This window comes from Timaviella obliquedivisa GSE-PSE-MK23-08B (genome assembly GCA_019358855.1).
Taxonomy (GTDB): Bacteria; Cyanobacteriota; Cyanobacteriia; order Elainellales; family Elainellaceae; genus Timaviella; species Timaviella obliquedivisa.
Window position 1 is genome coordinate 190,096 of the sequence record JAHHII010000001.1, and the last position, 18,951, is coordinate 209,046.

The 18,951-nt window shown below is 48.7% G+C and carries 20 protein-coding genes and 1 tRNA gene; 8 read left to right on the forward strand and 13 right to left on the reverse strand.

Features of this window, described 5'->3' with window-relative positions; translation table 11 throughout:
* Window positions 1-7 precede the first annotated feature (7 nt).
* From KME11_00865 to hslO, 6 genes are all read right to left on the reverse strand, one after another.
* On the reverse strand, window positions 8-1,159 hold the full coding sequence (locus KME11_00865) for a sensor histidine kinase (protein MBW4513758.1): 1,152 nt from the start codon (window positions 1,157-1,159) through the stop codon (window positions 8-10).
* 12 nt (window positions 1,160-1,171) lie between these two features.
* Window positions 1,172-2,323, reverse strand: coding sequence for an FIST C-terminal domain-containing protein (locus tag KME11_00870; GenBank protein ID MBW4513759.1), 1,152 nt, complete (start codon window positions 2,321-2,323; stop codon window positions 1,172-1,174).
* A gap of 112 nt (window positions 2,324-2,435) precedes the next feature.
* A complete protein-coding gene (locus KME11_00875) occupies window positions 2,436-3,167 on the reverse strand; it encodes a cobalt-precorrin-6A reductase (protein ID MBW4513760.1) in 732 nt (243 codons plus the stop codon).
* Between the two features lie 527 nt (window positions 3,168-3,694).
* Window positions 3,695-4,021 (reverse strand): transcriptional regulator, encoded by a 327-nt coding sequence (locus KME11_00880; GenBank protein MBW4513761.1) that lies wholly within the window; start codon window positions 4,019-4,021, stop codon window positions 3,695-3,697.
* 13 nt (window positions 4,022-4,034) lie between these two features.
* A complete protein-coding gene (locus KME11_00885; GenBank protein ID MBW4513762.1) occupies window positions 4,035-4,394 on the reverse strand; it encodes a type II toxin-antitoxin system RelE/ParE family toxin in 360 nt (119 codons plus the stop codon).
* 302 nt (window positions 4,395-4,696) lie between these two features.
* Window positions 4,697-5,599, reverse strand: coding sequence for an Hsp33 family molecular chaperone HslO (gene hslO / locus KME11_00890; GenBank protein ID MBW4513763.1), 903 nt, complete (start codon window positions 5,597-5,599; stop codon window positions 4,697-4,699).
* Between the two features lie 213 nt (window positions 5,600-5,812).
* On the opposite strand from hslO, the gene KME11_00895 reads away from it, so the two are divergent.
* Both KME11_00895 and arsS read left to right on the forward strand, forming a co-directional pair.
* Window positions 5,813-6,145, forward strand: coding sequence for an arsenosugar biosynthesis-associated peroxidase-like protein (locus KME11_00895; GenBank protein ID MBW4513764.1), 333 nt, complete (start codon window positions 5,813-5,815; stop codon window positions 6,143-6,145).
* Window positions 6,146-6,204: 59 nt separating this feature from the next.
* Entirely contained in the window at window positions 6,205-7,356 is a 1,152-nt protein-coding gene (gene arsS, locus KME11_00900) for an arsenosugar biosynthesis radical SAM protein ArsS (protein ID MBW4513765.1), read from the forward strand.
* A gap of 13 nt (window positions 7,357-7,369) precedes the next feature.
* Here the strand turns inward: arsS and KME11_00905 are convergent, their stop codons facing one another.
* Window positions 7,370-7,873, reverse strand: coding sequence for a hypothetical protein (locus tag KME11_00905; GenBank protein ID MBW4513766.1), 504 nt, complete (start codon window positions 7,871-7,873; stop codon window positions 7,370-7,372).
* A gap of 177 nt (window positions 7,874-8,050) precedes the next feature.
* On the opposite strand from KME11_00905, the gene KME11_00910 reads away from it, so the two are divergent.
* Window positions 8,051-8,821 (forward strand): ferritin-like domain-containing protein, encoded by a 771-nt coding sequence (locus KME11_00910; GenBank protein MBW4513767.1) that lies wholly within the window; start codon window positions 8,051-8,053, stop codon window positions 8,819-8,821.
* Between the two features lie 27 nt (window positions 8,822-8,848).
* Window positions 8,849-10,486 (forward strand): glycosyltransferase family 39 protein, encoded by a 1,638-nt coding sequence (locus KME11_00915; GenBank protein ID MBW4513768.1) that lies wholly within the window; start codon window positions 8,849-8,851, stop codon window positions 10,484-10,486.
* A 25-nt stretch (window positions 10,487-10,511) separates the two neighbouring features.
* Here KME11_00915 and KME11_00920 read toward each other — a convergent pair whose 3' ends face one another.
* The 5 genes from KME11_00920 to psbZ form a co-directional block, all read right to left on the reverse strand.
* Window positions 10,512-10,937 carry a metalloregulator ArsR/SmtB family transcription factor gene (locus tag KME11_00920; GenBank protein ID MBW4513769.1) on the reverse strand — a complete coding sequence of 142 codons (426 nt, stop codon included), beginning with the start codon at window positions 10,935-10,937 and terminating at the stop codon, window positions 10,512-10,514.
* A gap of 24 nt (window positions 10,938-10,961) precedes the next feature.
* Entirely contained in the window at window positions 10,962-11,129 is a 168-nt protein-coding gene (locus KME11_00925; GenBank protein MBW4513770.1) for a metallothionein, read from the reverse strand.
* 130 nt (window positions 11,130-11,259) lie between these two features.
* Window positions 11,260-11,331, reverse strand: a tRNA-Gly gene (locus tag KME11_00930).
* A gap of 133 nt (window positions 11,332-11,464) precedes the next feature.
* Window positions 11,465-12,040, reverse strand: a complete 576-nt coding sequence (ribH, locus tag KME11_00935) for a 6,7-dimethyl-8-ribityllumazine synthase (protein ID MBW4513771.1) — start codon at window positions 12,038-12,040, stop codon at window positions 11,465-11,467.
* 145 nt (window positions 12,041-12,185) lie between these two features.
* Window positions 12,186-12,374 carry a photosystem II reaction center protein PsbZ gene (gene psbZ, locus KME11_00940; GenBank protein MBW4513772.1) on the reverse strand — a complete coding sequence of 63 codons (189 nt, stop codon included), beginning with the start codon at window positions 12,372-12,374 and terminating at the stop codon, window positions 12,186-12,188.
* Between the two features lie 233 nt (window positions 12,375-12,607).
* On the opposite strand from psbZ, the gene KME11_00945 reads away from it, so the two are divergent.
* Both KME11_00945 and KME11_00950 read left to right on the forward strand, forming a co-directional pair.
* Window positions 12,608-14,236, forward strand: a complete 1,629-nt coding sequence (locus KME11_00945; GenBank protein MBW4513773.1) for a Ppx/GppA family phosphatase — start codon at window positions 12,608-12,610, stop codon at window positions 14,234-14,236.
* Between the two features lie 83 nt (window positions 14,237-14,319).
* On the forward strand, window positions 14,320-16,665 hold the full coding sequence (locus tag KME11_00950) for a hypothetical protein (protein ID MBW4513774.1): 2,346 nt from the start codon (window positions 14,320-14,322) through the stop codon (window positions 16,663-16,665).
* On the opposite strand, the gene lipB is transcribed toward KME11_00950, so the two are convergent.
* Window positions 16,646-17,323 carry a lipoyl(octanoyl) transferase LipB gene (lipB, locus tag KME11_00955; protein ID MBW4513775.1) on the reverse strand — a complete coding sequence of 226 codons (678 nt, stop codon included), beginning with the start codon at window positions 17,321-17,323 and terminating at the stop codon, window positions 16,646-16,648. The two genes, KME11_00950 and lipB, sit on opposite strands and share 20 nt — an antisense overlap.
* Before the next feature lie 206 nt (window positions 17,324-17,529).
* Between lipB and raiA the strand changes: the two genes are divergently transcribed.
* Window positions 17,530-18,177, forward strand: a complete 648-nt coding sequence (gene raiA, locus KME11_00960) for a ribosome-associated translation inhibitor RaiA (protein MBW4513776.1) — start codon at window positions 17,530-17,532, stop codon at window positions 18,175-18,177.
* Window positions 18,178-18,264: 87 nt separating this feature from the next.
* Window positions 18,265-18,924 carry a GvpL/GvpF family gas vesicle protein gene (locus KME11_00965; protein MBW4513777.1) on the forward strand — a complete coding sequence of 220 codons (660 nt, stop codon included), beginning with the start codon at window positions 18,265-18,267 and terminating at the stop codon, window positions 18,922-18,924.
* The last annotated feature ends 27 nt before the right edge of the window (window positions 18,925-18,951 follow it).

Genomic DNA, 18,951 nt, shown 5'->3' on the forward strand with positions numbered 1-18,951 from the left:
TCTAAGTTTAGCGAGTTTCATGGTGCAAAGGAATTCTTATAATAAACTCCGCTCCTTGCCCCACAGATGATAGACATTCGAGAGTGCCCCTGTGGCGTTCGGTCACAGTTTGGTAGGCGATCGCCAGCCCCATGCCTGTGCCCTTCCCAACTGGCTTTGTCGTGAAAAAGGGATCAAACAATCGTTTTTGGTCAGCTTCTGCGATTCCCAAGCCATTGTCAACGAACCGAATAGTGGCATATTGAGCATCTGTCATTGAGGTAATGATACGAATAAAATTTTGTCGATCGCTTTGTGAATTTTCTAGCAAATCAACGTCCTGTCTTTGTTCGTCGAATGCATCAATAGCATTAACTAAAATGTTAACAAAGACTTGATTCATTTGTCCTGCATAGCATTCTACTAACGGTAAATGCTCATACTCTCGGATGATCTCAATGGTTGAACGATGAGCTTGTGCTTTGAGACGATTTTCTAAAATCATCAGCGTACTCTCAATTCCCTCATGAAGATCTACTGCTTTAAATTCAGATTCGTCCATGCGTGCAAAATTTCGCAGAGACAGAACAATTTTTTTGATGCGCTCGGTTCCCCGTCTCATGGACTCCAGCAATTTTGGCAGGTCGTCTCGAAGAAAGTCTAGCTCAATGGCAGCAATGGTTTTAGTAATAATGAGTTCAGGATTAGGATAATAGGTTTGGTAATGACCAATTAAACTGAGCAGACTGTGGAAATAGGCTTCGACATGGTTGATATTGCCGTAGACAAAACTGACAGGATTATTGATCTCATGAGCAATTCCAGCAACCAATTGCCCTAGGGAAGACATCTTTTCACTCTGAATCAGTTGCGATTGGGTGCGCTGAAGGTCATTCAAGGCTTGCTCTAAATTTTGTGCTTGCTGTTTAAGCTGTAATTCTGCGGCTTGGCGATCGCTTAGAGCTTGCTGTAACTGTTGCACCACTTGCTGAAGTTCGGCAGTGCGCTGTTCTAAAACATCCTGAGATTCTCGTGATTCTTGAATAATTTGACGTAGAAAGGCTTCTTTTCTTTGATTGGTTGCATCTAGCTCACGACAAGTTGCCTCTGCCCGCTCTAATTTCTTTTGCAAAATTCGGTTTTCTTTCTCCAGTGCTGATAAATCGTGAGTACCAACCATGTGCTTTTTCCCTCATCGGGTTCCAAAAATTAGAGTAATAAAGGTTTCATTATGATATTGAGTGTTGCCTGCTAGCTCAAACGGAGAGATTTCGCCATAAGTATAAAAACCACAGCTAGGTAACGGAGAAGATAAACAACTGTTGACCAACTGGTATTCTTCCTGAATTTGCATTCCCAAGAGTTGCCGCCGACCCACACAGGAAAAGAATAAAGCTGCGCTAGGTTCTGTGCCAGGATAGCTGCCTAGAGCCTGTTGCATTGAGGTTTTGGCTGCCGTCAGAATTTCGGCGCGACTAGCTTCGGTAATTTGAACGATCGCCCTCTCCGGAACATCTCCAGCAAACTTAATGCTGCCTTGTGCTAGATCATGAACTTCATGAGGTGCCCGCAAATAAAAATTTGCCGAATGATTATTGAATACAGCTAAAGGATATTCAGCAGAGGGCGGCAATCCGCCTAAATAGCGAGAATAGAAATCTAGAGCAGGTTTGTCATTGATTTCTTCGACCACATTTTGATGGCTCTTCGTCACTGTCCCCGCCTGCCCCACAGGCTGCCATCCACTCGCGACTCCGCAAGAGAGGTGCAAGTCTCCTGCAAACAGCAAAACGGGCACTGCGTCACTCAATACCTCAGTTTTAAAAAATTGGTAGGTTTGTCGTAGCCGCGACTGATCTCCGGTTAGTCCACCAAAAATGGGCACTTCGCCAAGCGCCAACTTTAACCCGTCTAGAATTAATGTGGCGCTAGTGGTCAGGCTTTCAGGGGTAGTTAGACACAATTTGGGAGGAAGGCTAAGGGTAGAACTGGCTTGTGCTACTGCTTGTTGGGTGGCAACACCCGGATTTTTTGAAACTGCTCGTCCAATGCCAGCCCTAATTTCTAGAGCGTCGGCACAGAAGAGCATGAGGGTGAGGGAATCTTGCTGAAAGCCCATGAGAGATGAGAGTTCGCCGTCGGTTGTGCCGCCGATCAGTTCGATTCCTGGCAATGCCTGGTCAATTTGATGCAGAATCAGCGAGTGGTCAAAATCGATCGCAGCAAACAAGATTCCAGCTTGGGGCTTTAAGCCTGATAAGGTGCTGACACATTGCTCTAAAACTTCAGTGATAGCGGCAGGAGAATCTGGATCGTTGCTGTGCCCAACGGCGACTTTCATGATTTTAAATAGGATTAATTAGGGGTAGGAGCGAAGACTTTAAGAGAAGCTAAGTAATTTAAGATTCCCTGAAAGTAAATCTTTCTCACAGAATTTTATCCAATAAGGTTCTTCTTTATTGATCTTTCAATATCCAATTCAATGCTTCCTCTACCCGCGTCGCTACTTCTCCTATTGGCATTATCGGACGTTGCACCATAACCACAGGAATTTCCATCTCTCTCGCTGCAATGATTTTGGCGTAAGTTGCCTCTCCACCGCTGTTCTTACTAACGATCGCCCCAATGTTATAGTTCTGCAACAAAGCTCGTTCATCTGCGACGGCAAAAGGGCCTCTCTCCAATAAAATCTTGCCGTTGGGTACCCTTGCATCTGACGTAGGCGGGTCAATCATTCGCATTAAAAACCAACAGTCTAACCGCTGCGCAAAGGCTGATAGTTCCTGGCGACCAATGGTTAAAAATATTCGCTGTGCGGGTAAAACGGTGGCGGCAATGGCGTTACTTTCTACCTCAATCCAGCGATCGCCCGCAGTCTTTTCCCAAGCAGAACGAATTAGCATCAGGTGAGGAATTCCGACTTCTTTCGCAGCGATTGAGGCATTCCAGGTGATTTGTGCCGCGAAAGGGTGGGTGGCATCAACGAGAAGATGGATTTGGCGATCGCGCAAGTAATCTGCTAAGCCTGCTGCCCCGCCAAACCCTCCAATGCGGGTATTCCCGGGGGCTGAAGCGGTCTGGGTACGTCCGGCAAGGGAGGTGATGGTTTCGAGGTAGGGAATTTGTGCCGCTTGTTTTGCTAAAGCGACTGCATCGCCTGTGCCGCCGAGAATCAGAAGCCGTTTCATTTTGCGTCCATGAAGCCTTTGAACAGAGCAACGATAGGTTTAATAGCCGGATGATCGATCGCTTCGTATGTAAGCTAGCTTTCTTTAAGAAGGCTCTTGGAAAACTTGCCATTTCGAGCTATCCCAACACCAAAATGCTTTCCGACCTTCTATCTCTAAACTGAATAACTATGTCAGAATTATCTCCCAAAATCTGGATAATCTTTGATGTTGGACTGTTGCCAATACGAAGATAGCTGAATGTCGTGGAGAGGTGAATGGCGCTCAGGAGCGAACCATCAGTCCAGCCAACGATACGAGAACTAGAAACTACCCACTACGATCGCCACAAGCCACACCGATACTTCAAGACCACAGTACATTCCACTTTTTTATCCCAACAGCGATCGCATATTTATCCCATTTCTATTCTTTCTACTGATCGTAGAAACACACGATTTTTATTACTAATTGTAATAAGGCAATCAACTCAGGACTGTTACTGCAACAAGTTCAGCACCCGATCGCGCTAAGGAAGGACGAGAACCTCAAGCTGTTCGCGCCGTTACATGTACTTTAATATCTACCTGGAGCCTTTTACGAAGAACAGTGAGAATAAGAGTCAGATTGTCCATCGTAGGATTACCCTTCAGAGACAGCATTCGATGGAGACTCTTACTCGGTTTAGATGTTTCAATTGAGAGTTCTTCAAAACCTACAGTTGTATTAATGAGATCTCTTAAAATAAGTCTTGCGGTTTCTGGCTCACCGTTGAGAAAAAGGGAAATGGCTTCATCCAGTAGAGCTATTGCAAATGCAGAATCTCTTTGAATCCGCGCATTAACTGTTTCTTCAAGGTCTCTTGTTAGTGCCATAATCATTGCCTCTTTACCTTTTCTTTTGTCTAACTTCTTTCTTCTCTTGATTACCAGCCTCTCTCTTTCGATTTTTGTACTCTTGGTAAAGTTTTTTGGCTTTCTCAATATCTGCTTGCTGTCCTTTTTTGGTACCACCTCCAAATAAGACGATGAGTTGCTTCCCATCCTGAGCTAGGTAAATCCGATACCCTGGGCCCCAATTAATTCTATATTCGCCAATTTCATCAAGCCATTTAACATTTAATGTATTACCTAACTCTAAACGAGAGGTTGCGGCTGTTACCTTCGCGGCGGCGATCGCATCTAGATTATCAAACCACTTTTGATAAGGGCTTGAACCGTCATCTCTGAGATATTCTTGAACCTTCATGTTAGAGGATGTCTGAGAAGTATCAAAGATTCTTACACTTGCCCCTAAATCCCCCATTCTGGGGGACTTCCGAACCAATGCTCCTTCAAAGTCCCCCAGAATGGGGGATTTAGGGGGCGGATCGGAAGCAATCTAAACTTCTCAGACATCCTCTTAGAGATAAGAGTAACATATAAGTTACTTGCCATCTAAGCTCTATTTTTGACTGAAGAATTATTTTTTATGTATGGTTTCTTGATCACCCCTTCTTAATTAAGCCAAATACCTGAAGACCTTCAGAGACTTAGAAGAGTGATATAAACCTATGCTTCGACTTGCTCCCCACGCAATTCCTCGATTAGCTTCTCTAACTGCTGACTGTCTGCCTGATAAACGGCGTTGCAGAAATGACAGATCGCCTCAGCCCCCTTATCTTTGATGATCATGTCTTGCAGTTCTGCCTCACCCAAAATTTTGAGAGCACCCAAGACGCGATCGAAGTCGCAACCGCAGTGAAAGCGAAGAAGTTGGGTTTCGGGCAGAATGTTTAGCCCCATGTCGCCCATCAGTTCTTCAAAAATTTGGGGAAGGGTTTTACCCGCTTGCAACAGAGGCGTAAAGCCTGCCATGGTTGCCACCCGTGATTCTAGTAGCTCGACTAAGGCTTCGTCTCTAGCCGCTTTAGGCAAGACCTGGAGCAGGATGCCACCCGATGCTGTCACGCCTTCTGCCCCCACAAATACGCCAACTAACAGGGCTGAGGGCGTTTGCTCAGAACTGACCAGGTAGTGCGCTACATCCTCGCCAATTTCTCCAGAAACTAGCTCTACGGTGCTGGAATAAGGAAACTCAAAGCCCACATCTCGCACTACGTACAAGAATCCTTCCCCGATCGCCCCACCCACATCCAGTTTGCCTTTAGCATTGGGCGGCAGTTCAACTTCTGGGTGATCGACGTAGCCTCGCACAGTGCCATCTAGCCCTGCATCGACCATCACCCCACCGAGAGGACCATCGCCCCGAATGCGAAGGTTTACCCGCGATTCTGCCCGCTTCATACTAGAGACGAGCAGCAGCCCCGCAGTCATGGTTCGCCCTAATGCTGCGGTAGCAACATAAGAGAGGTTGTGTCGCTGTCTAGCTTCTTCGGTGAGCCGCGTAGTGATGACTCCAACCGCCCGAATGCCGCCGTCTGCTGCCATTGCCCGAATTAAATGATCTGCCATGCCGACCCTATACATTTCTTTACAGTTTAGTCCTCTATTGTAAAGCGATCGCCCTCTTCTCAGCAGCTTCTCAGGAATATTTCAGCCAACAGAAATAGCCTGAAGAAAGTCTTTAGACTAATTGAGAGTTGAGCGAGTTTAAGGGTAGATTGCTGAAGCTTTCTGATTTAAAGGCTGCCTGATTTAAAAAACCTCAGACAAGGATCAACAGAAATGGATGAGTATTACAAGCCAGAACATTTAGCGCACTTTAGCAAAATTTCGGAGGGACAGCCGGAACTAGCAGAAAAGTTTTTTGCTTACTATGGAGCAGTGTTTGCCGATGGAGCACTGTCTATGCGAGAGAAGGCGCTGATTGCGCTGGCGGTATCTCATACAGTGCAGTGCCCTTATTGCATTGAGGCATACAGCAAGGAGTGCTTGCAGCAGGGATCTGACTTGGAACAAATGACTGAGGCGGTTCATGTAGCAACGGCGATTCGGGGCGGATCTTCCCTGGTGCATGGGATGCAGATGATTGATCAGGTTAAAAAGTTAGGGATGTAGTTCGGTCACAAAAGAGCGGAGAAAGTTTGGGAATGTTTGAAGCAACACAGGCGGAAGAAATGGCTGAAAAAGTAACTAAAGCATTAAATTTGAGCAGCGTGACAGCAGGGGCAAAGCCAACAACTTCGTTACATCAACGCCGATCGCCCCTAGCCTCCCCGAAGTACGAGATTGATACGCTCAATGCGATCGATTTATCTTACACGCCTCACAATGGCGACTTTGCCACCGCGATCGCCCATCATGGTTTTGAAAGCTTTCAGCCTGTCGCGTTGGAAATTTTTCAAATTAACATTGGCAAACTTTGCAACATGACTTGCCGCCATTGCCATGTGGATGCTGGACCCGATCGCAAGGAAAACATGGATCGAGACACCATCGACGCTTGTTTGCGGGCACTCGATCAGACGACTGCTCACACGGTAGATATCACGGGCGGTGCGCCTGAACTGAATCCCCATTTCTGCTACTTGGTCGATCAATGTGTGGCGCGGGGCAAGCAGGTAATCGATCGCTGTAATCTCACAGTGCTGTTATTACCGACGATGCAAGACCTGCCGGAATGGTTTGCAGAACGCGGCGTAGAGGTCGTGTGTTCGTTGCCCCACTATCGCAAGTTGAACACCGACACTCAGCGGGGCGATGGCACATTTGAGAAATCGATTGAAGCCCTGAAACGGCTAAATGCAGCGGGCTATGGCAAGGGTAATCCGCAGCAGCGGCTGACCTTGATGTCAAATCCGGTGGGGGCTTTTCTTGCCGGGAACCAAAGCAAGATGCAGCAAGAATGGCAGGCAGGACTGGAGAAAAATTACGGTGTGACGTTCGATCGCCTGATTGCGCTCAATAATATGCCCATCTCTCGGTTTTTAGAATGGCTGGAGCAGTCGAATAACTTGCAAGGCTATATGGAACGTCTGGTCAATGCATTTAACCCTGGCACCATTGAGGGAGTCATGTGTCGGAACACGCTATCGGTTTCTTGGGATGGACGGTTGTTCGACTGTGACTTTAACCAAATGTTAGATCTGGAGGTGCAACAGCCTGAAGGACAACAGCCCGCCCGTCCCCACATTCGAGACTTTAGCCTGGAGCAATTAGCTCAGCGGCAAATTAAGGTGGGGCGGCATTGTTTTGGCTGTACTGGCGGGGCGGGGAGTTCGTGTGGAGGAGCGATCTCTTCGAGAGACCCACAAGGGGGCGACCAGTAGCGTTTTTTTCAGACTATCGGTTGGGCAGCAAGTGCTTCACGGCGACAAATCCTAACCCAAATGCTGTTAACACGACAATTAAAACAGTCAGAAAAATTCCCATATTGCCCAGGTTTTTACATTGTTTTTGAGTGCTCTGGGGGCGGCTGGGTTCTTCGGTGAAGAGTTTATTAGGCAAGGAATTGCTTTCTAGCGGCAGATGATTCTGGGGCGATAAATCGCTCTTTGACTGGGCTGATAGATCGGCGATCGCCTGGTTCAACCCGTTTTCAGGCAGTGTCGTAAAATCAACAATTTGTTGCAGATTAAACGATGCTTGCACCACTCGTTCAACCTCTTGGCGAATCATTTGATTCTGGTGAACGATCTGTTGATTGCGGTTATTGAGAGATTCGATCATGGCACGGGTCGCTTGCAGTTCTGTCGCCAGTTCTTTGTAAACAGAAATGGGCACAGAAGGAGCGCTAGATAGGTTGGGCTGACTCGGCGCAAAATCGGAGTTGGGTTTAGATTTCATTGCTTTGCAAAAAGGAATCAATGATGGACAGGACTTGAAACCGTGGAATGACCATGCATCATAGTTGAATTCGTGGCAACTGACACTGCTTCCCTAAAAAATTTCATTAGCATATATGAAAGCCTATCCAGATAGCATTCTGATTTCTGCAAAACCACCCTTCCTAAAAACCCTTCTATGAACCTCCTGACCTATACACTCCACCTGATTGGCTCTGGCGCAACCGCCTACGTTATGGGTCGCAATATGCGCGATCGCCAAACCCGACCAGATTTATTAGCAGGGCTGCAAATGGCTGAATCGGGTTCTGTACCCTTTTTAGAGGCGCTGAGCCAACGGGCGATCGCTGAGGGCGATTTATGGCTAGCCGACCAACTGAAGACTCACGCCCAAGACGAGCAGCGGCACGGACAAATTTTTGCCCACGGGCTAAAGCAACTCAACAAACAGGTGATTGACTTCAAAGCAACTGCGGAAAAAAAGGCGGACAGCAAGCCAGATGAACGCCGCCGCAGCCCATTCTTTGATGCTTACTATCAAGGCTACGACAAAGCCAGCCTTGCCCCTGATCAAATTGATTGGCTAGTATTCTTTGGCAGTACTCATATCCTGGAACTGGATGCCTGTAAGGATTTTGTCCGCATGGCAAACGCCTTGCCTGATGATGATTTAGCAAGCATCAACCTTAAAAAAGGGATGTTGAGCATTGCTGAAGACGAGAAGGGACACGCGGCGTATTTGCTGGAGGCGATGCATCGACGGTTGCCTGCTGGGGCTGTGATGAATTTAGTGGATCAATGGCGATCGCGTAAGGTCGATGCCATGATGGCGATGGTTCGGAGCTTGCTTCAAAAGGGCGGCAATTTCCCTTCGTTGACACAAGATGGCGTACCTAGTGAAATGTCTGATGGCTTGTCGGATAGCCCAATGGAGCAGATGGCGGCTTAAAATATCCCCATCTCAATCACTTCCCCTATGACCGACCAGCCCTTGGGCAAAATGAAGCCCCCCGACCCCAGCGCCTCGACCGATCGCTTAACCATTCTCGCCTTGACTGTAGTGGCGATCGCGCTCTTTACCATCAACTTGGGCGACGTTCCTCTCCGCGACTGGGATGAAGGGCTGGTGGCACAGGTTGCCCGCGAAATTTGGCAGGCTCCAGCGGGTTCTCTCACCTGGCTCTATCCCACCATCTGGGGTGAGCCTTATCTGAACAAGCCGCCCTTGGTGCATGGATTAGTGGCGATCGCTTATTCTCTGGGCGGCGTTAACGAATGGACAGCCCGCCTTCCTGGTGCCCTGTTGACCGCTTGCTCAGTGCCGTTGCTTTACGCCATCGGACGCGAACTTTTCTATCAGCGTTTACCAGCAGCACTTGCTGCATTGGTGTATCTGACTTCGTTGCCCGTGGTGCGAAATGGACGGCTGGCAATGTTAGACGGCGCAGTGCTGTGCTTTGTGATGGTGATGATGCTGTGCGCTGTGCGAAGTCGGCGAGATTATCGCTATGCGTGGGGTATGGGGCTAGGACTGGCGCTAATTGCCTTGACAAAAGGGGTGATGATGGCGATCGTGATGGGGGCGATCGCCATGACTTTCCTGCTGTGGGATACGCCCCGATTGCTGACTCTGCCCTACTTTTGGTTTGGTATTGTGCTGGGCAGTTTACCCGCTACCCTCTGGTATGGGGCGCAGTGGGTTCATTATGGGCAACTTTTGGGCAATAACTTATTCAATCAATCGTTTCAGCGCATTTGGGCAGATGTAGAAAATAATCGAGGCGCACCCTGGTATTACCTTTTAGAAATGCTGAAGTTTGGAGTGCCGTGGATTCTATTTCTACCGTTAAGTGGTCGGCTAGCCTGGGTCAACCGAGATTTGAGTTGGGCAAAGTTGGCGATCGCTTGGGCTGGAGTTTACTTTGTGGCTATCTCGCTCATGGTGACCAAGCTGCCCTGGTACATTTTGCCTCTTTATCCAGCGTTGGCACTGCTTACTGGCGCTCAACTTGCTGCCCTTTGGCGACGCGGACAGCACGCTAGCATTCCACAGTTTTCTCCTAAGCCGTACTCTCCAGTTTGGGTGGGCTGGTTTGCGGGGTTGGCGCTAGCGGCGATCGTAGGAGTAGCGTATTTCAGCGGACAGCAGTTTACCGAACTCGACTTGCAGCTTGTGTTGGCAGCTTTTGCGCTCACGATGCTGGTGACAGCCGTTTTAATGGCAAGACAAAATCCACAGTTTATTGCGGTGTTGCTGTGGGGAACTTATCTATCGCTATTGTTGTTGATGGCTTCTAATAATTGGGTTTGGGAATTAGCAGAGCATTATTCGGTCAAACCTGTTGCCGCAATCGTTCAGCGCTTTGTTCCTAAGAACGAATCCGTATACACATCGTTTCCTGATGGTCGACCGTCACTAAGTTTCTACAGCGATCGCCCTGTGATTCCTGCTTCTCAACAAAAGCTGAGGCGAATTTGGAAGAGGGAAGCACAGCCTTATTTACTGTTGAACAAAGAGGCGATCGCATCTCTAAAGCTGAAAGAAAGTCGAGTTCTGGGTAAAGCTGAAGGATGGATGTTAGTGACGAAAATTGGAAAGGGACAACTGAAGTGACCCTGGAATCATCAAGCTTTAGTAATCATTCCTCGTTTTCATCCAAGTGTTCTGCGACTGCTTGGTAAAGACTCAAAACATGGTGATCTTGAAGTTGATAAAAGACGTGACGACCTTGCTTTCGGTAGCGCACTAGCCGCAGAGAACGCAGGGTTTTAAGTTGATGGGAAACCGCAGATTCGCTCAGTCCGATCGCCCCTGCCAAATCACCCACACACCATTCTTGCCTTGCCAACAGTGAAAGCAATCGCAGACGGTTTGCATCAGCCATTAGCGCAAAAAACTCTGCCATCCGCTGCGCCTTTTCAGGAGATAACAGTTCCTGCTGTACTTGCTGTATTTTCTCAGCATTGATAACGTGAGGCGAATCACAGATCTCTAGAGCGATCGCCTCAGTACTACCAGTACTACCAGCATTAGAAACTATTTTAGGAACGGCAGAGCTTGTCATTAATTACCCCTTAAATAGAACGGTTTAAGCATCACAGCCACAGCCAGTATGACCGCAGCCTTGACCATTAGTGTGACCAGTAGCACAAGCATCACAGCAATAGGGCTTACTATCTTTCATGACAGCATCAGCTAAGGAAACGATGCACAGGCAAGAGTCGCAAGCACATTTCATTTGAGTTACGGTAGCCATAATTATGTTTCTGTTTGGAGGTCTCCATCATCCTAACACATGAACACACATTCAGATATATGAACTTAATTCATTTCTACGCCTAACGTCAAAGCCTCTGACTCCTGAGAATCAAAGGCTTTAAAGTGGAAGCGGGTGATGGGATTCGAACCCACGACATCAACCTTGGCAAGGTTGCGCTCTACCACTGAGCTACACCCGCAGAATTTGCGCATCTCCTATGCTGCCAGACTTATGAACCGCTGTCAACTCCCAACCTTTATTTAATCTATGCTGCTATTGAGGATTCACTCAGAAGTGCGCCAGTTGTAGGCGATCGCACCTTCTCAACTGGCTTAGCTCTCAGCAGTGTCGGGGGTAGGCAACGCACTTCTGAGCGAATTCGGTAGAGTTTGCGGAGTCGTTCCACCTCCTCCATTTAGCGCGGTGCTAGCAGCATTGACCTGCCTCATCAAAGTTGCCATTTCGATCGCGCTCATGGCATATTCCCAGCCCAAATTGCTCTTAATGCCCGCCCGCTCTAGCGCCTGCTGCATGGTATCAGTGGTCAACACGCCAAACACGACTGGAATACCCGTTTGAAAACCTGCGGCAGCAATGCCCTTAGACACCTCAGCCGATACATACTCAAAGTGCGGCGTAGAACCTCGGATAACGGCTCCTAAGCAAATCACAGCATCATAGCGGTGCGACAGAGCAAGCTGTCGTGCCATCAATGGAATCTCAAAGCATCCAGGCACCCACGCATAATCAACCTGAGTCCCATGAGGGTCAGGATCAATGCCGTGGCGCTTCAAACAATCTTGGCAGCCTTCTAACAGTTTTCCCGTCACCAGGTCGTTAAACCGACCAATGACAATGGCAAACCGCAAAGACTCGGTATGGGTGAATGTCCCTTCAAAAACAGCCATTGCTTACTCACTACTCAATAAAATTGGGCAGGAACACACTCAGCTTTGTCCCTGCCTTAGTATCTTATACAGATTTGATATCGCTTGTTTGATGGTCTGGCAGAGCGTTTTCGTTAAACTGCCTGAGATTCAGACCAATCTTAGGCTAAACCACAAAGTAATTCAGACCACCGACCAGCAGCACCAAAACGATCCATAGCCCAGAGCCTAAATAAAGTAGCCGTTTAGACTGATCCCAGTTTTGGGGAGAGGCATAAGCCACAGGCACCGCAACAACCATGACAAAAGAGATGAACACTAAGCCCGCGAGGGCGATTTGAAACAAAATAGACATGACTGTCCTCCCAATTACAGCAAGCGAATCGTTACAGCAAGGAGATGGGGGCAAGGAAGCCTGCATCCGCGATCGTCCCTGAGTAGTAAGCTATCAGAAATTGCCCCCTCACGGAACAATGATAAGTTCTACACAGTCTTCATCTTTGTGAGCGACTGTGCTGCGGTACTATTTATGCGACTCTTGAACTGTCGTTAGTCTACGAAAAACCCCTCTGGCTTGCGTATACCGCCATGTCTGCCCCAACTTCGCAAAATTTAGCCCCCGATCGCTTCCTAGCTGCCATTGATGTGGGGACAAATTCTATCCACATGGTAGTGGTGAAAATTCAGCCGAGCATTCCAGCCTTCACCATCATCGCCAAAGAAAAATCGACGGTGCGCCTGGGCGATCGCGATCCAGAGACCGGACTGCTGACCTTAGAAGCAATGGCTCGGGCGATCGCAACTCTCCGGCGCTGCCAGGAAATTGCCGCTCGCATGAACGCTGAAGCCATTGTGGCAGTCGCGACTAGTGCAGTCCGAGAAGCCCCGAATGGACGCACGTTTTTGGCACAAATTGAGACAGAACTTGGTCTGACGATCAACCTGATTTCGGGACAAGAGGAAGCGCGGCGGATTTACTTAGGCGTGCTGTCAGGGATGGAACTACAAAACCAGCCCCACGTCATGATTGATATTGGCGGTGGTTCGACTGAGCTAATTTTGGGAAATGGAGAAGAGCCGCGATCGTTGAGCAGTACCAAAGTTGGGGCTGTAAGACTGAGCGCCGAGTTGGTTAAAACTGACCCCATTAGCAATAGCGAGTTTACCTATTTGCAAGTCTATGTCAAAGGAATGCTGGAGCGGGCGATCGAAGAAATTCAAGCCAACCTGAAGCCCGGAGAAAAACCGCGTATGATCGGCACCTCTGGCACGATTGAAACTTTGGCAGTCATCCATGCCCGCGAAAAGCTGGGAATCGTGCCCGCGCCGCTAAATGGCTACCAGTTTAGCCTCAAAGATTTACGAGAGATTGTTAATCGGTTGCGTAAGCTTAACTATGCTGAACGTTCTGCCGTTCCTGGCATGTCAGAGCGCCGTTCCGAGATTATTGTCGCGGGGGCTGTGATTTTGCAGGAGACTATGACGCTGTTAGGAATAGAGAATATTACAATTTGCGAACGCTCACTCCGCGAAGGGGTCGTAGTCGATTGGATGTTAACCCATGGGTTAATCGAGGATCGGCTGCGTTTTCAAAGTTCTATTCGGCAGAGAAGCGTTTTAAGGATTGCCCAAAAGTATGGGGTTAATTTAGAGCACAGCGAGAGAGTGGCAGCTTTTGCGGTTGACCTGTTTGATCAGACAAAAGGGGGTTTTCACGGGTGGGCAACGGAGGAGCGAGAACTTCTGTGGGCAAGCGCCATTCTGCATAACTGTGGGCACTTTATCAGCCACTCTGCTCACCACAAGCATTCCTACTACCTGATCCGCAACAGCGATTTGCTGGGCTATACCGAAGTAGAGGTAGAAACCATTGCCAATCTGGCTCGGTATCACCGCAAGAGCGATCCAAAAAAGAAGCACGATACTTACCGTAGCATTAGCAGTAAGCGGTATCGGCAAGTGGTCGAGCAACTGCATCCTCTGCTGCGATTAGCCGTGGCAATGGATCGCCGACAAATTGGGGCGATCGCCAAAGTTCATATTGATTTTCAACCCTCTTTGCAACAGGTTAATCTTCATCTCAAGCCTGCCCATCCTGAAGATGATTGTGCCCTAGAGCTTTGGAGTTTGGGTTATCAAAAAAGTAGCTTTGAACGGGCATTTAGGGTGAATTTGGTTATGGAGTTGGCAGGTCGGAAATTGGTGAATGGAAATTAGGAAACTAAAGGAAAAGGCGATCGTGGGGCAGAATACTTAACATATTCTGGATAACTGTAGAATAATCAATAACCCGATGCCTCATGCCTGTGGATGCTTTCTATCGGTTTGACCAGATTCAGCCTGCCTGCCGCAAATGGGTAGGTGACAAGTCATATTATCTAGGATTATTGGCGCAACAGGGCTGTCCCATTCTTCCAGGGTTTGTGATCTCTGCCAAAATGCTCCAAAAATTTCTGGAGCAAATTCAGTGGACAGAGCCGCTGTTCTCAGATTTTCCCAACTCTTCGCTATACCTAGATGTTGAGAATTATCAACAGTTGCAGGCGATCGCCCAACGCATTCGCCAAGCCATTCAAAGCACACCCCTTCCTGAATCCTGGCTGACTGAGGTAGAAACTGCGACTGAGAGTTGGCAGTCTGCCAGTCTCATTCTGCGTCCTTCTTTGTCCCTGTCGGCAAAGCTTGACCCGACTCTCAGCACCCGGACAGGAGGGCTAATGGCATCCCAAGTCTGTTGGTCGAATCGAGAAGCGATCGCCAACAGCATTAAACGAGTTTGGTCAGAGTTATTTCGTGCCAAAAGCTTGTTCTACTGGCAGCGATTAGGCATTCAAATCCAGCAGGTGCATTTAGCGGTTTTGGTGCAGCCGCTGGGGGCAGCGATCGCTTCTGGCGAGGTACGTCTTTTTGAGCAATCTTTAGAAATTCGGGCAGTTTGGGGTTTGGGTAAAGCCCTGGTCAATGGGGAAGTCAGCCCGACAACATATACGGTTCAAAATACGGTTCAAGAACAAACTGAACTGCCTCTTTATGACTCAGGTCAGCAAAACTTTGCCTACTGCATCTTAGATCTAAGCGCCAGATCAAATGCAAGCGACAGTGATGAACAAGCGCAACCCCTTCAAACGGTGCCTCTGGAGCTAGCCCAGCAAACGCGATCGCCTCTCAATCATGAACAGATTCAGCAAATCATTACTCTGACTCAAACGGCAGCAGCGGTTTTAAAAATGCCTGTAGAGCTAGAGTGGACGCTTGTTAAGCTAGCATCAGACACTCAGCCCATCCTTTACATTACCCAGGCCATTCCTCAATTTAAAGTGCCCCATCCAGCGCACGGGGCAAAGTCTAAAATGCAGCCTCTCTACGGATTGGCAGCGGCACCCGGACGGGTAACGGCGATCGCTTGGGTAATTGAGCCAACTGCCCTCCTACCAGCCCATCTGCCCGCAGGCGTGGTTCTAGTGACTCAAATGCTCTCGCCCGACTGGTTGCTGTACTTGAGGCAGGTCGCTGGCGTGATTGCAGAACAGGGTGGCATGACCAGCCATGCTGCTATTGTGGCGCGGGAAATGGGCATTCCAGCAGTGCTAGGAATAGCAGGCGCAACGCGGCTCATTCGATCGGGCGACGCAGTCGAGGTGGATGGCGATCGGGGGGAAGTTCACCTGGTTGATTGGGCGACCCTTGAACCAGGTAGCCTGAAACGAATAAGCACTGCCTTACCGAGTCCAGCAAAACCCTCGGCGGCAATTAAGACGCAGCGCGATCGCCCCACCCACATTATGCTTACCCTCAGCCAGCCTGAAGCGATCGCGCAATCCGTCGCTTTGCCCGTAGATGGCATCGGCTTACTACGCTCCGAACTGATGCTATTGGAAGCGCTCGATCGCCAGCATCCTAAACTTTGGCTAGAGCAGGGACGAAAACACGAGCTAATCGATCGCATTGCCCACCAAATTCGATCCTTCGCCGAAGCCTTTAATCCGCGTCCTGTGTTTTATCGCTCCCTCGATTTACGTTCTCACGAGTTTTCGACTTTAGTGGGTCAAGAGCCTTTAGAGCAATATCCCATGCTGGGACTGCGGGGAACCTTAAGCTATCAACGCACCCCCGCTCAATTTGAGGTGGAGCTATTAGCATTGCGACAAGTCCAGCAATGGGGCTATGGAAATGTTCAGTTGTTGCTGCCCTTTGTGCGAACTGTGGAAGAATTTGTCTTCTGCCGTCAAATGGTGGAGCGTGTAGGGCTAACCGAGAATCCTGGTTTTCAACTGTGGATTATGGCGGAAGTGCCCTCTGTTTTGATGCTGCTGCCCGACTATGTAGCAGCAGGCGTTCAGGGGATTGCCATTGGTAGCAATGACCTGACGCAACTGATGTTAGGGGTCGATCGAGAGCATTCAGGAATGGCGATCGCCTTTGACCAACATCACCCCGCGATGATGCGCACGTTTCAGCAATTAATTACGGGCGCACAGCAGGCAGGCATTCCTTGCACGCTCTGCGGACAGGCTGCAAGCCAGTACCCAGAAATGATTGAGGCATTAGTGAATTGGGGAATTACGGCTATTTCGGTGAGTCCTGGTGAGGTAGAGCAGGTACAGGAGGCGATCGCTCGTGCCAGTTTTACAAAATTGGGGCACTGATCCCGCTCATTTCTACCCAACGCATCTTCACTTTAAAGACCTCCGCAAACGCCCCTAAAACCTGTTGTTGCACCTCTGCCAACTGAATCCCTGGCACAAACTCCACAAGGCTGCCTACCGACCTATCACCAATGCCACAGGGCACAATTTGTTGGAACCCTGACAAATCAGGACAGACATTTAACGCAAAGCCATGCATCGTGATCCAGCGACTCACCTTAATGCCGATCGCCGCGACCTTGCGTCCTTCCACCCAAACTCCGGTTAACCCAGCAATTCGTTCCCCCTTAAGGCTATAAGTCGCCATCACTCGAATCAAGACTTCTTCAAGCTGCCGCAAATACCAATGCAAATCCTGTTGGTAGTAGCGCAAGTTCAAAATGGGATAGCCCACAATTTGCCCCGGACAGTGATAAGTGACTTCACCGCCTCGCTCGGTGCGACAAAGCAAGTGAGAACTTTGCGCTGGGTCAAACTTAAGAAACTCCAAACTCGAACCTTGACCCAGCGTATAAACAGGAGGATGTTCCAGAAGAATCAAAATATCTTCAAGACTATTGTCCTCTCGTCGCGCAGCCACTAGCGATCGCTGCCATTGCCAAGCCACAGAGTAGGGAACCACGCCAGGGGTGTAGAAGTGACAGTGACGAAAAGGCAAAATAAAGTACGACGCACGATCGCTAAGTATACCTAGTTTTTCAACAGGAGAACAAGCGGGATTCAACCGAAGTTTGCGTTAGAACTAGTATGTTCAAATCAAGAATTATCACATCCTGCAAAAGATTTTAAATGTCCCTGTCGTACAGAATACAAAGTGCTAGGGTTGAGAGGTATCACCCATATTTTTAGCGAGGGAAGCTCATTATGAAGCTTGTTATCCAGGGCAAAAATATCGAGATCACCGAGGCAATCCGAGACCATGTGCATCAAAAAATTGAGAAGGCTGTCAATCATTTTCAAGCAATTACGACCGAGGTCGATGTTCACTTATCTGTTGCCCGGAACCCCAGGATAAATCCCCAGCAAATTGCTGAAGTCACCATCTACGCTAACGGAGCCGTCGTGCGGGCTGAAGAGGGTTCTGACAACCTTTATGCCAGTATCGACCTCGTTGCCGATAAGATTGCTCGGCAATTGCGCAAGTACAAAGAGAAACGCCACGAGCAAACTCACACTTCTATTAAAGTGGTCGAGACCATTGAAGAAGAAGTTCCCTCATTAGTAAGCCCCTCATTGGTCAGCGATCGCGAGCCAGAACTACCCGGCACAGCGATTCGCACCAAGTACTTCTCAATGCCGCCAATGACCATTGAGGAAGCGCAAGAGCAACTCGAACTGGTGGGACATGATTTCTACATGTTCCGCAATGCGGCAACAGGCGAGATTAACGTCATTTATGAACGAAACCATGGGGGCTACGGTGTGATCCAGCCTCGCAACAATAACGGGCACACCAACGGCAAGTTTGCTGAAATTGCCCATCGTAAGCCCATAGAATCTCAAAAACCCTAGTGGCTTGCTAGTCTTCCTTGCACTTCGCCCAGCGTCTCTGCGTTACTTCAGCACAGGCGATCGCTGGGCGTTATTTAATTTTATCTTGTGTATACCTACGCTTTTCTCTCCACTATTCCATCTACCCTACCTGAGGGAATTTTTAGCTCACTCCAAATTGTTGCTATCCATGATTTAGCGGCTTTGGTAGAGCCAGATTTAGCGGCTGACTCGTTGCAGCAAGACGATCAGCAGTTGGTGCAGTCAGTCCTGTCTCACGATCGCGTTATTCGAGAACTTTTTGAACAAACAACAGTTCTACCGCTACGGTTTGGCACCTGTTTTGTGTCACGTCAAGGCTTGCTAGAGCATTTGCAAGCGAATCGTGCAGAATATTTAACTAAATTAGAAGAGCTAGAAGGTAAGGCAGAGTATGTCCTTAAGCTAAAGCCGATCGCCTTCCCTGAAACAGAGATTGGGTCAACCGTTAAGGGAAAAGATTATTTCTTAGCTAAGAAGCAGATCTATCAGGCTCAAGCAGCATGGCAGTTAGAGCAGCAGCAAGAGCTAGAGGACTTGTTTGAGGCGATCGCTCAGCAGTACCGCTGGGTACGAGGTGAGCCGGATGATGGCATTGAGCGAATTTACATGCTAGGCGATCGGCAATCGGAACCGTTGTTGCCGACCTCGTTCAAAACCTGGCAACTCCAGTCGGCTCACGAAGATCTTAGGCTAGGAAACCCTCTGCCCCCTTACCATTTTATGTGAAGATTTGAGCCTAGGAGTGCCAAGATC

Coding starts and splice junctions, on each gene's coding strand:
- KME11_00865 (MBW4513758.1), bottom strand. CDS start 1,159: ATGGTTGGTACTCACGATTTATCAGCACTGGAGAAAGAAAACCGAATT.
- KME11_00875 (MBW4513760.1), bottom strand. CDS start 3,167: ATGAAACGGCTTCTGATTCTCGGCGGCACAGGCGATGCAGTCGCTTTA.
- KME11_00880 (MBW4513761.1), bottom strand. CDS start 4,021: ATGGCACTAACAAGAGACCTTGAAGAAACAGTTAATGCGCGGATTCAA.
- KME11_00885 (MBW4513762.1), bottom strand. CDS start 4,394: ATGAAGGTTCAAGAATATCTCAGAGATGACGGTTCAAGCCCTTATCAA.
- hslO (MBW4513763.1), bottom strand. CDS start 5,599: ATGGCAGATCATTTAATTCGGGCAATGGCAGCAGACGGCGGCATTCGG.
- KME11_00895 (MBW4513764.1), top strand. CDS start 5,813: ATGGATGAGTATTACAAGCCAGAACATTTAGCGCACTTTAGCAAAATT.
- arsS (MBW4513765.1), top strand. CDS start 6,205: ATGGCTGAAAAAGTAACTAAAGCATTAAATTTGAGCAGCGTGACAGCA.
- KME11_00905 (MBW4513766.1), bottom strand. CDS start 7,873: ATGAAATCTAAACCCAACTCCGATTTTGCGCCGAGTCAGCCCAACCTA.
- KME11_00910 (MBW4513767.1), top strand. CDS start 8,051: ATGAACCTCCTGACCTATACACTCCACCTGATTGGCTCTGGCGCAACC.
- KME11_00915 (MBW4513768.1), top strand. CDS start 8,849: ATGACCGACCAGCCCTTGGGCAAAATGAAGCCCCCCGACCCCAGCGCC.
- KME11_00920 (MBW4513769.1), bottom strand. CDS start 10,937: ATGACAAGCTCTGCCGTTCCTAAAATAGTTTCTAATGCTGGTAGTACT.
- KME11_00925 (MBW4513770.1), bottom strand. CDS start 11,129: ATGGCTACCGTAACTCAAATGAAATGTGCTTGCGACTCTTGCCTGTGC.
- ribH (MBW4513771.1), bottom strand. CDS start 12,040: ATGGCTGTTTTTGAAGGGACATTCACCCATACCGAGTCTTTGCGGTTT.
- psbZ (MBW4513772.1), bottom strand. CDS start 12,374: ATGTCTATTTTGTTTCAAATCGCCCTCGCGGGCTTAGTGTTCATCTCT.
- KME11_00945 (MBW4513773.1), top strand. CDS start 12,608: ATGTCTGCCCCAACTTCGCAAAATTTAGCCCCCGATCGCTTCCTAGCT.
- KME11_00950 (MBW4513774.1), top strand. CDS start 14,320: ATGCCTGTGGATGCTTTCTATCGGTTTGACCAGATTCAGCCTGCCTGC.
- raiA (MBW4513776.1), top strand. CDS start 17,530: ATGAAGCTTGTTATCCAGGGCAAAAATATCGAGATCACCGAGGCAATC.